This window comes from Algoriphagus vanfongensis DSM 17529, from assembly GCF_000429465.1.
Lineage (GTDB): Bacteria > Bacteroidota > Bacteroidia > Cytophagales > Cyclobacteriaceae > Algoriphagus > Algoriphagus vanfongensis.
In genome coordinates this window covers 321,336-333,373 of the sequence record NZ_AUBX01000011.1, presented here as the reverse complement: position 1 = coordinate 333,373, position 12,038 = coordinate 321,336, and the positions used below count along the sequence as shown (strand labels likewise).

Genomic DNA, 12,038 nt, shown 5'->3' with positions numbered 1-12,038 from the left:
CTATTTTCATTATTTTTATTTGGAAAACCCTCTCTGATTGAGCTCTTTCCCAAACAATCACCTTTTAGTTTCAAGGCGTCCAATCCGCTGGAGGATTTTCTTGAGCACCTACTACTACACGACAATCATCAGCGATTAGGCTCAGCGGCTGACGATATTCCAACTCATCCCCATGAAGGTAAATTCTTCTGTTTGACTCACCGGCAGCCATAAAATATCCCAGCACCACTTCATCTGGATCGTCCAAACTGATCATGTTCCCCCGAATATTAGCTGGAGGTGGATCAAATACCGATCCACTCAACTCGGTCTGCTGCTTAACCAATCTCAAAAACCTGTAAGCTTCCGAAGAAACAGTCAACTGCCTCAAGTCCATGCGGAATGTCGTAATAAACCGCAAGCCATCATCCGGAATAAACATGGCAGGAATACGAGAAGTCAAGCCATTGAAATCATCATCTGTAGCTATAAACATGGATCTATTCCCAATATTCTCTCCCAGATAGCAAACAGCACAGCAATCTTTGGGAGCAGGCTGCCTTGTCTCTCGATCCATATATAGCTCCGGACTTGCATTTAATTCAAACATGACGTTTTCAGTCTTCCAATAGTAGAAGTTGTTTATATTACCAGGATCCTCAACATCCACGACAAATCGAACTCCCGAATCTGGCTCTAACTCACCCTCTACAGGAAAAGTCACAGAATAGTAGTCTATTTCTCCTAGAGGAACAGGTTCTGCCACAACTTCAGGCAAGGAGCTGTACGTTTTCCCATTCTGCAACTGAATCAGCAGGGTGTAAGCCCTCCCTGCTATTGCCGCAAACCCCTCCGGAGTTAGGTAATTCCCCTTCACCTCGGAATCTTCCTCCAAATAAGTCACTTTGCCGGTATCATCTCTCACCACCACAGTAGCGAGGGACACAGGCCTGACCAACCCCTCAAACACAGACCCATAAGTATCAGATCGTGTCAGCTGAATACTATGTCTCCCTGGATCCGTAGTAATCATCCCTTCTACTGTCAAAAGCTGTACGCCATCGCCTACCTCTACTTCGTATGGATCCACACATGCAGACATCAAAGCCACTGCACCTAGTCCCACTATTTTTCGAAAAATTCTACTCATCAAAATTGGATTGAATAACTCAAACTAGGAAGTGGTACGCCCAATACCGCTAATCTAAGGGCTTGAGGGGGTGAGCCTTCTTGATCTACAAAAAAGAGCGAGAAAGGATTTTTACGCCCATAGACATTCAGCACAGAGAAAGTCCAGTCTCCCTCAAAGAATTTGCCTTGACCTTTCAATTTGAAATTCACCGCCAAATCCAAGCGATGAAAATCAGGCAATCGCTGTTCATTCCTTCTGTCAAAATAGGCCAGACTATTTCCCGAATAATCAAATTTGGCCTCAGGGTAAGTCACTGGTCTTCCCGTGCTATAGCCAAATGTAGCAGAAACAGACGTATTGCTGCTCACTTTGTAATTCCCGATTAAAGTCAAATCATGAGGCTTGTCATAGTTGGACGAATACCACTCGCCATCATTGATCATCTCCTCTTCGTATGGAGTGATGACTCTTCGCAAACTTCTGGAGTAGGTATAAGAAACCCAGCCTGTCAGCCTCCCGAGGTTCTTTTTCACATATAATTCAATGCCATAAGCTTGCCCTTCGGCCGGCACCAATTCAGTTTCAAGGTGATTTTGTAGAATCAGATTTGCTCCGTCTTTGTATTCCACCACATTTTGGACATCCTTGTAATAGACCTCTATTGAAGTTTCGAAGATATTCCCCTTGAAATTGTTGTAAAATCCCAAGGAATACTGATCTACAATCTGGGGCTCCAAGAACTGATCACTCAATTTCCACACATCAGTCGGAGCAATCGTAGCCGTATTGGATATCAGATGGATAAACTGGTACATTTTATTGTATCCAGCTTTGATGGAGCTGGCCTTCGAAAGTGAATAGCGTACCGAGGCTCTTGGCCCCAAGCCATCGTAGGAAGTGATTTTCTCACCATCCCCATAGCTTGTCTCCCCGATAGCACTACCGTCAGAAATCGGTTGATTCTCGGCATATTCCCGCACAGTCCTCGGACCAAAATACTGGTACATATCATAGCGAAGACCATAGGAAACACCCAACTTTTCGCCTAGCTCAAACTCATGCTGGAAGTGCACTCCAGACTCACGCCCAAATTCATCCTGGACTTTTTTGGGCAAAATACCGGACTCTTGCTCATTGACTGGGGCTAATTCCCCAGGCTGCAAAGTCACATCTTTGAATTCCCCACCAAAAGTCACCTTATTTGTTTCCGAGAATTGATACATTGCAAATACCTTCGCTCCGAAATCAACTATCCCAGAATTCAGATCAAAATCATTGATGCCGGATCGATTAAAAATCCCGTAATCATACTGGGTATAATATCCCAAGGCGCTAAGACTCAATTTATCATTCAGCGCACTTTTCCACTCTAAAGAGTGAGAATTGTTCTTCCAGGAAATCGTCGTATCAGAGGCAAATGCAAAATCATCATAGGAGGTATAGAAGCTATACGTGAATTCATTTTTCTCCGAAACGGGAGCCGAAATCACCAAATTTCCATCGTAGAAATTAGCACGGGAAGTATTCAGGTCAGGATTGCTCAAAGCCCCCAAAAACCAATTGATATAAGAGCCGCGAAAGCCTCCACGGATAGAAACCTTTTCTTTCACCAAAGGCCCATTAATCCCAACCTTTCCGGAATAATTACTTACCATCAAATCTCCACCCCAGCGATCTACACTTCCTGCCTTTGGCAAGATGTCCAAAATGGAAGATCCTCTGCCCCCGTATCTACTTGGAATCACGGATTTGTAAAGCGTGACATCATTCACCACATCTGCATTGAAAGAGGTAAACAAGCCAAAAAGGTGAGTTGGATTATAGATCGGTGCACCAGCAAACTGAATCAGGTTTTGATCAGCTCCACCTCCGCGGACATTGAGTCCGGCAGCTGCTTCTCCCACTTGTGACACCCCTGGCAAAGTAGCCATAGAGCGAATGATATCAACTTCTCCCAAAAATGGCGGGAGTTCTTTGATCGAATTCATGGAAAGTGTAATCGCTCCCATATCGGTAGACCTGATATTTTTCTCAGGATCTCGGCCAAAGATCACGACATCATCCAATTGAAAATCCTCTTGGAGCATTTTGATAGAAAGCCTTCCATCCCCCACCGCAGTAATCGGCTTGAGAATCGTCTCATAGCCGACATAGCGAAATTCCAAGGTATATTCTGCCCGATCCAAGGTCAACTCAAAAGCGCCATTGGAGTCGGTGATTCGAGTCACATTGATCTCAGGGACAGTCACAGTCGCACCTACCAGAGCTTCCCCTGTGATTTCATCCAAAAGCCGACCTGATATTTTGATATTTTTCAGCTGACCGATATCTCTTCCCACCACTTCTCTTTTGACTTGGGATTGAGCCAGGGAAAAAAGCGGAATCATGAAAACGAATGCAAGTAGTAGTCTTTTCATATTTTCAAATTAAATCCCTTCCGGGTCAAACCTGTATAAATCCATAGGGTAAGTCCCTGGTAAAGTAAACTCCGGAATTCTCATGATATAAAGAACTTCTCCCTTGACAAAATGCCCCACCACAATACTCTGCGGATATCCAGGCATGGGATTTTTTGATTTCCATGACAATGTCTTCATGTCCAACTCCCACATTTCGTTGCTTCGCCGAAACAGGCCTACGTACACCTTATCTCCCACGACTTTTGCCATACCATACCCCTGCCCCATACTGCCGGGATAAACTGAAATCATCTCCCAAGACTCCAATACGGGATCAAAGCGCCAGATCGATTGATCCAAGGCAATCAAATAGATCATCCCTTGATAAGTAAATGATGCAGCTTCAGCATCGAAATCAGCCGGAGGAGAAGACAATTGAGACCAATGACCTGATCCGGGTTCATATTTCCAAAGAGAGGGTCCATCCAATTGTTTACTTCCAAAAACATATAGTGCTTGGTTTATTTCCAATGCCAAAGACTCTCTACTTTCGAAAGGAAGATCAGTCAAGCGCTGAAAACCCGAATCGGTAATTCTCCAAAATGAGTTATTGATGACAATGGGATTGCTTCCCAAAACAGCAGTCCCGCCACCTATATAATTATCTGTAAAAAATGCATAAGACCGAGATGATCCCGGGAAATCAATTTTCGCCCATGTATCGGACTCTACATCATATCGTTGAAAGTAAGTAAGAAATTGCTGCTTATTGGAGGTACCAAGACCAAAATACAAACCGCTTCCCTTTTGAAAAAACACATTATCATACAGCTTTATTTCCTCTGGAAAAGTAGATATTACACTATACCTACCCGCTTGATACTCAAACCTCTGGTCAAACTCATAACTTTCTCCTTCGATCACAATCTTAATCGGGACTATTGCCTGATCAACAGGAGCAGGAATCACGACAGTCAGCCGGCTTTCGAATTCAATACTTTTAACCTGTGCCTCTTGATCACCGAAAAAAACCTGAGTTTCTTCCGTGAAATTACCGCCTACGATTACTAAGTCTGCCCCCCCACTCCCAAAGGATGGGGAATAAGAATCGATGAAAGCTTCCAAGGTTTCCAGCTCCATTACGTCTCCAAAAGACAGCTCTCCTCCTCTTTCAATGAAGGATTTTAAAAAATAGATTTGCCCTGATTCTAGAGAATTTGCCTCCCCCACAAATCTACCAGGACCGCTTTTTTCTCCCAATGAAACCACAATGGGATTCTGAAAACCAGAATCGGTAGCCAAATAAAAGCCATGATCAGTTACAGCAATCTGCTGATTACTGATTATCCTCCCCATCATCCTGATTTGATCTCCGCTTAAATGGAGAATCTCTTCGGTAACAACAAATGTATTTTCAGCTTCATCTTCTGCGCATGACCAGTTTAGGCAGAGTAAGATCAAGACGCAAAGAGCAAGAATTCTACGCATCACTTCAATGAATTAATTAAGAAAAAGGAAGCATGACTCATCTAAAAATCGTCAAACAAAGAGAAAAGGCAGTGCATGGTGCACTGCCTTTTAAAATTATAAAGCAAGATTTATCTTAAGCCGGTCGGCCAAGGCTTACCCTCATTTGCCATCACAGTTACAATACCTGTTTCATCGTAAGTATTGAACCACTGGAAGACTAGATTTTCAGAGTCTGCGCTAATCACAGTCATAGTGTAAGCCCCTCCATATTTATCTGCACCTGACATGGTCAATTTACCGCAAGCATCAGAAATCCTTACGCTACCACTGCCCCAAGAATCACCATAGCAATCGAAGAAACCAAAAGTTCCATCACTCACGGTATATGAAGTAGCTGTGGCCGAAGTCCAAGTAGTAGTACCAGAAATGGTACCATCGCAAGATCCATAAGGAGAATCCATATCAGACTGAGTGAAGTTGTAGGTACCTGCCAAATCAGACGGACATACTACACTCACAAAGTACTGGAAAGGAGAATCATAGAATGGTGCACCAGCAATGTTTCCGGATACGTTTTCTCTATTAAAGGTACGACCGTACTTGTCGTGCAATTCCACACTAAATTCAAACACGTCTCCTCCTTCGATATCAGCCTCTGTCAAACCTACAGCTGCCAAAGCTTCAGCAGCAGTGATCACAAAAGATGTTCTCAGGAATCTAGAATCAGCATTAGGCGCAAAATCAGACGCAGAAATAGTTTTCACGGTCACAGGTCCCGCAGCCGGAGTATATTCCAGCCCGACACCAGTAATCAATCTTCTGTGCTGCACATTGATATCTACTGTTTCTACGGAAGCTCCATCTTCAGAATCGACTGCCTCTAGAGTCAGCGCGAAGGTAGAACTTGCCATATCAAAGTAATTAAAGGTTGTGCTGGTTCTATCGATAGTTCTCAAATATGCTCCTGTATCAAAATCACTATACGGGATATTTGGATCTACGAAGTCTCGACAAGAACTAAGGAACACAAGAGCTCCAAGCATCAAACCAAAGGTATATTTTAACATTTTCATAGTGTCTCTAATTTATTTGGTTTAGTATACCCAAGCGTTACCTGCTGGATTATTGTCCCAGAATACCTGTGCGTCCAACCCTGATTTTTGGGTTGCGTTGGTATTCGTTACCATGTATGTGTTAGGATACAAGAAGGATCTCGGGAAGTTCCCTGGATCTTCTTCCAAACCAGGCTGCATTCTGCTAGGAGTTCCAGTTCTTCGGTACAAGTTGTAAGATTCTACTCCGTTTCCGAAAAGTGCCAACCAGTATTCACGGCCGATAACGTCCATTTTGCTACTAGCTCCATCATATTCAGCACCTACGAAAGCGATATAAGCATCGATATCTTCTTCCAAAGTGGTCGCCTGATCTGCATACCAAGAAGTAATATTACCTGCATCTTGAGAAGCCAAAGCGTAATCAGTCACAAAATCCATGTGCTTCTGGATACCAGAAAGCATATAGGTCTTTGCAGCAGCAGCATCTCCGTCGATTTCCAATGCAGCTTCAGCTAGCATAAAATCTACATTTGAAGCAGTCATGATTGGATAAAGTCCTGCTCCTTGAGCTCCCAAAGAAGGATTATTAGTCGGAGTAGCAGAATCATTGTCAAATCGACCTCCTGCAGGATAAACACCCCACATGGTTCTCTTCAACCCATCTGGTGGAACCCCATCTGGATCTAGGTGATCACGACCCCAATATCCTCTTTCACCTGGAAGACAGTAGATAAATCCACCTGCCAAGTAGTGAGGCGGAGCGATCTGAGATATACACTCGATTTCATCCACATTAGTAGAGTTTACCAATACTTGACGATACCAGTAGAATCTTGCTCGAGGATCATCAAATCCTTTTTCTTCAGTCATATGCCACATGTAATAAGTAGAGTGGTAAGTACCACCACCAGAGGTATAAGAACCTGAGAAGTTAGGGTGTCTTGAATCCGGGTTTGCATTGGAAGTACCAAATCTGAACACAAAATCATCTCCTGCCTTGAGCATATTATCACCAGCTACCAAAGCAGAAATACCTGCATCAGATCCTGCCTCATCAACCAATCTCAAATTGAGAAAATATCTCAATTTCAATGTATTGACAAGTCTAACCCATTTGGTATAGTCTCTTCCATAGAAGTAATCATTAGGAGTACCAGAAGAACCAGTCGCTACAAAATGCGCTGCTGCTTCGTCCAAAAGTCCATATGCAGCATCATAAATAGAAGCTCCTGAATCTACCACTGGGAAGAAATTAGAAGCATCCAATGCTTCAGAGTAAGGCACGTCTCCGTACACATCTACCAAGTTGAAAAGCACCATGGCCTTGATCGTCTTAGCAATACCCAAGTGTCTCTCCAAACCACCTTCCACAGCCAAAGGCTCCAAAAAGGCAATATCGGCTAGGATATTGGCGTACGAATTACTCCACCATCCATTGGTAGATGAAGTAGTGTAGGCACTTTCGTAGTTTGCACTACCTTGATTGACCATTCTAGTCAAGGACATTCCCGTATTGCTAATGCCTTGATAGAAATCTTTATAATCCAATTGGATCTTGTTGAGCAGATAATCCGGCGATGCAGTATCAGCCGTTACAGCATTTGGATCGTCCAGTAGATCGAGATCACAGGAAGAAGCAAATAGCATCGTACTTGCACACAACAAGCTATATAGTAATTTTTTCATAGTAATTCAGTTTTGGGATTAGAATGCAAGTGTTACAGTTCCACCAAATCTTTTAGAGCTAGGACCGGTTACAAAGTCAAAGCCCAATCCGTTGCCAACACCCGTCCCCAATACATCCACATCGAAGTTCATGTTTGGAGGGAAGTTCAGAGCAAGGAACCAAAGGTTCGTTCCGCTCAATGCCACAGAAGCTCTTTTGAATGGAGTTTTTGCCAAAAGGGTAGTTGGCAACTCATAACCCAAGGAGACCTCTCTTAATCTGATCATAGATCCGTCGAATACGTTAGGTGCATCCGTTCTACCTTGATACCCACCAAAGAAGTAATCAGATGCTGAAATCTGAATATCATTCTGGATATAGTTTGGAGTACCATCGGCGTTTGTACCATCTTGTCTTACACCTGGCATAATGAACGTCATCTCTCTGTCAGCTACTGGATCTTTGGTCACACCACGAGCCAAGGTAGCAGTCACAGTATTGGAGAATACCGCACCTTTGTGTCTGTATTCCAACATTGCGTTCAAGGTAAATCCTTTCCATGTGAAAGTATTGATCCATGATCCACTCCATCTTGGGTTTGGATCGCCCAAGATTTTCAATTCCGGATCAGCAGCATAAAGTCCGTCAGAAAGGACAATCGGATTGCCATCATCATCTCTCAAGAAGTCGGTACCTTTGATCACGTTGAATGGCTCACCAGGAATCGCGAAGTTACCCAAGGTAGTGAAGCCTGCTACTACGATCTCATCTAGTCCAGCACCCAACTCAGTAGTCACAGATCTGTACATACTCCAGTTGACAGTAGAGTTCCAAGTAAATCCAGAAGCTGTAGACACAGGAGTTACATTTGCCTGAAGTTCAACACCTCTTGTTCTGATGTTACCGATATTGATCGCCGTGGAAGTAAAACCTGTAGCTGGATCAATTGGAGAATCTGTAATCAAGTCATTCGTGTTTTTCTCAAACATGGAGAGATCCAATCTCAACTTATTGTTGAACATTACCGCTTCGACACCAAACTCCAATTCTTGGATCAATTCTGGCTTCAAATTAGGGTTACCCAAAGCATTGGACACAGAGTGAGTCTGAGTCAAATTACCATCTCTTGAGAATGCAATTGCATTCTGAGATAAGGTATTTCTGGTGCTATATGGACTTGGGAAACCTGCGGAAGTACCATAACCCAATCTCAATTTCAAATCATTGATGGTAGAAGAGTTCCAGTCAAATGCAGTACTAGGTATAAAGGAAACGGAAGCTCCTGGATACAGGATTCTTCTGTTTTCTTCCTCTACTGTAGATGTCCAGTCATTTCTAGCTGACAAGTTGAAGTACAAGTAGTTAGAGTAATCCAAAGTCACATTGGCGTAAACCCCCATTCTTCTTTCTTCCTGGGTTCTATTCAAACCTCCATGAGAAGCTGAAGTGAAGTTAGAATGTCTGAAAAGACCAAAAGCCAATTGACCCTGAGATTCGATACCATCTCTGATGAATGAATCATATCTGGAGTTACCTCCAAGCAAAGCACTCATCCCAAACTTGTCTGAGAATTCCTTTTTCCAGTTCAAGATCAAATCTTGGTTCCAGATAGTATTGACAATATTGGCAGTGGTGTACATCCCAGATTGGATAGCAGCACTACCTGATCCAGCACCTTTATTATATTTCTTTTCTTGCTTCTCAGTATAAGTATCCAAACCGATTCTGTAAGTCACAGAGAAATTGTCGCTGAAGTCATATACTAAGGAAGTAGAATTGAAGAAACGCTGTACGTCAGAGGTATTGGTGTAATATTTTGCCAACCATCTTGGGTTTACAATATCATTACCGCCTCTATAATAGACAGAGCTGTTGTCTACTGGGTTCTCAAATGGCAAACCTGCCAAATCTACAGAACGCGGAGTATACAACACGTGAGCAAATACAGAAGGAACACCACCAGCAGGACCGGATCCATAAGCCGCGTTCACAGGAGGAGACTGAAGATCAGTAATCGCAAAAGTGAAGGATGAATTCACGGAGAACTTATCAGAAATGGCAGAGTTCACTCCCAAACCGAAGTTATACTTTTTCAATTCGTTACCTGGAGTAAATCCTTCATCATCTGTATACCCAAAGCTTGCATTGAAACCAGTTCGGTCAGATCCACCAGAAATCTGAACAGATGTGTTAGTTACGATACCTGTTCTGAAGAAAGCAGTAGAAGGGTCTTCGTAAGCCTTGTACTCATACTGAACAGGAGTACCACCTACGATACCATCCACCCAAAACTCTGGGAATGCCTCTCTTACGGAAGCTACAGAAGAAGTAGCATAAGGGTGATTTACTGTCAGGCCAAGATCCATTCTAGGTCCAAAGTTGGAGAAGAAGAATCCTGGTGCTTGCTGGAAACCGTTACCATAAGTATAACCATAAGTAGGCAAAGAAGCCGCTTTGTTGGAGAATACAGATTGATTTACAGTCACTTCAGCAGCTCTTCTTTTAGAAGCACCTGATTTGGTAGTGATCAAGATCACCCCGTTTCTACCTTGATCTCCATACAATACTGTAGCAGATAGACCTTTCAATACTGACATGGTCTCGATGTTATTTGGATCTATATCCAAGAAACGAGAAGAAGTCGTAGCACCCCCAGTGGTAAATCCATTGGTATTGTTGGTACTAGTGTTGAATGGCACACCATCTACTACGAATAATGGCTGGTTAGATCCGGTAGCGGATGAGTAACCCCTGATGACCATGTTGGTACCAGAACCGGACATCCCGTTGGTAGAAGTGATATTGACACCCGGTACTTTTCCTTGCAAAACGCGGGCAACGTCTTGCTCAGGGCGATTTTCGAGCTGCTCGTCACCCACAGTGGTAACGGCATAGCCCAAGGCTTTCTTTTCCCTTTCGATACCGATCGCTGTGACTACCACTTCGGATAGTTGAGCAGCATCAGTCGTCAAGGTCACATCAATGACGGTCCGATTACCGATCACCTCTTCCTTGGTCTCAAGACCTACGAAAGAATAAATCAGCACATCTGAACCCGCCGGTACGTTAATGGAGTAGTTACCATCCAAATCGGTGGTTGTACCCACTGTCGTACCTTTCACGAGGACGGTTGCACCCGGCAAGCCTAGTCCATCTTCATCGGAAATTACCGTACCGGTAATTACCCGTTGCTGCGCCGACACCTCATAGCTGAGGGTCATGGTGAAAAGCGCAACAACAAAGAGTAAAGCTTTTCTCATAAGGTATTTAGTTTAGTTGATTCGTAAATAAAATTCCTTTCAAGCTAAATTCAAAATACCCACAAACAGGAAAAAATATTGATATATTGCAATTTCAAATTCGTTTTAGACAAAAAAAGAAACAAATATTTTTTATATTATCATATTTATTTGAATAGTTCTAATTACAAGCATTTATCCAAAACCAACGGTGAATATTTTGTATGAGTGGCTCTAAAAAACGATTATTTGGTAAAGCGGCCGATATTAACAATAATTAACAATATGTTCTGATTTTGTTAACTCAAACAGAATTTTATTTCGCTTCGTTGATCCAGTGAAGAAACTTTAAAAAAAATATTTTCTCGATTTTAAACCATTTTCAATAAATAATAATTCTCAAATCAGCATTGATAAAATTTTCAAACTAAAATGAGTGATTTAAAAATCAAATATTTGGACCGTCAATATAAGGAGCTATTTGAGATCTATTTTTTTCAAAAAATTATGATGACTAGGGTCTAATTATCTTATCAAGAGCATCATTTTTTGTCAATATTTCAAAAACAGGTTTAAAAATTTAGCAAATCAACTTTTCTTAAAACGAATATCTCAATGTAAAGGCTGCCTCATCCTCCCAAAGCCTCGTGAATTCAGCAAAATTATATGCGGGTTTCCAGTATCCTCCCAGATAAAAATTGCTTCTGTTGATATTGTACTCTAAACCCACGATCGCATCGACCCCAAAAACATTGTAATCCTGATCTATCTTGTATACCCAAGGCGGCTCACCTTTCCCATCTTTCCACATTCCGAAGTGCCCACCAGCACCTACATACCACTCCAAACCGTAAAATTCACGAATATCCCAATGATGCTCGTACAATAGCGCTCCTACCCAACCTTTCCACCTGTTGTAAACCAACAAATCCACTGCACCTGTCTCACTGACAAATTGCTTGACAGTACCGCCGATGTTGGTACCTCCTACCACACCTACCATTGTATTGTAGCCTCCCATTTGGGCATGAGACAACATGGGCAGAACACCTAGAACTACCGTTAAGAGTATTGCCAAAAGTGATTTTTTCATAGATG

7 protein-coding genes are annotated in these 12,038 nt (G+C 42.6%); all 7 read right to left on the bottom strand.

The window, feature by feature from the left end; genetic code table 11:
- Window positions 1-70 precede the first annotated feature (70 nt).
- Window positions 71-1,129: a DUF4249 domain-containing protein gene (locus tag G460_RS0110435; protein WP_026955302.1), complete on the bottom strand. Its 1,059-nt coding sequence runs from the start codon at window positions 1,127-1,129 to the stop codon at window positions 71-73.
- A complete protein-coding gene (locus G460_RS0110430) occupies window positions 1,129-3,528 on the bottom strand; it encodes a TonB-dependent receptor (protein WP_026955301.1) in 2,400 nt (799 codons plus the stop codon). The genes G460_RS0110435 and G460_RS0110430 overlap by 1 nt, the downstream gene beginning before the upstream one ends.
- A gap of 9 nt (window positions 3,529-3,537) precedes the next feature.
- Window positions 3,538-4,998, bottom strand: a complete 1,461-nt coding sequence (locus tag G460_RS0110425; protein WP_026955300.1) for an IPT/TIG domain-containing protein — start codon at window positions 4,996-4,998, stop codon at window positions 3,538-3,540.
- Between the two features lie 110 nt (window positions 4,999-5,108).
- On the bottom strand, window positions 5,109-6,053 hold the full coding sequence (locus G460_RS0110420) for a hypothetical protein (protein WP_026955299.1): 945 nt from the start codon (window positions 6,051-6,053) through the stop codon (window positions 5,109-5,111).
- A 21-nt stretch (window positions 6,054-6,074) separates the two neighbouring features.
- Complete coding sequence (locus tag G460_RS0110415; protein WP_026955298.1) at window positions 6,075-7,721, bottom strand: SusD/RagB family nutrient-binding outer membrane lipoprotein; 1,647 nt, start codon at window positions 7,719-7,721, stop codon at window positions 6,075-6,077.
- Between the two features lie 18 nt (window positions 7,722-7,739).
- Complete coding sequence (locus G460_RS0110410) at window positions 7,740-10,961, bottom strand: SusC/RagA family TonB-linked outer membrane protein (RefSeq protein ID WP_026955297.1); 3,222 nt, start codon at window positions 10,959-10,961, stop codon at window positions 7,740-7,742.
- A gap of 577 nt (window positions 10,962-11,538) precedes the next feature.
- Window positions 11,539-12,033 (bottom strand): hypothetical protein, encoded by a 495-nt coding sequence (locus G460_RS21760; protein ID WP_051316006.1) that lies wholly within the window; start codon window positions 12,031-12,033, stop codon window positions 11,539-11,541.
- Window positions 12,034-12,038: the final 5 nt, after the last annotated feature.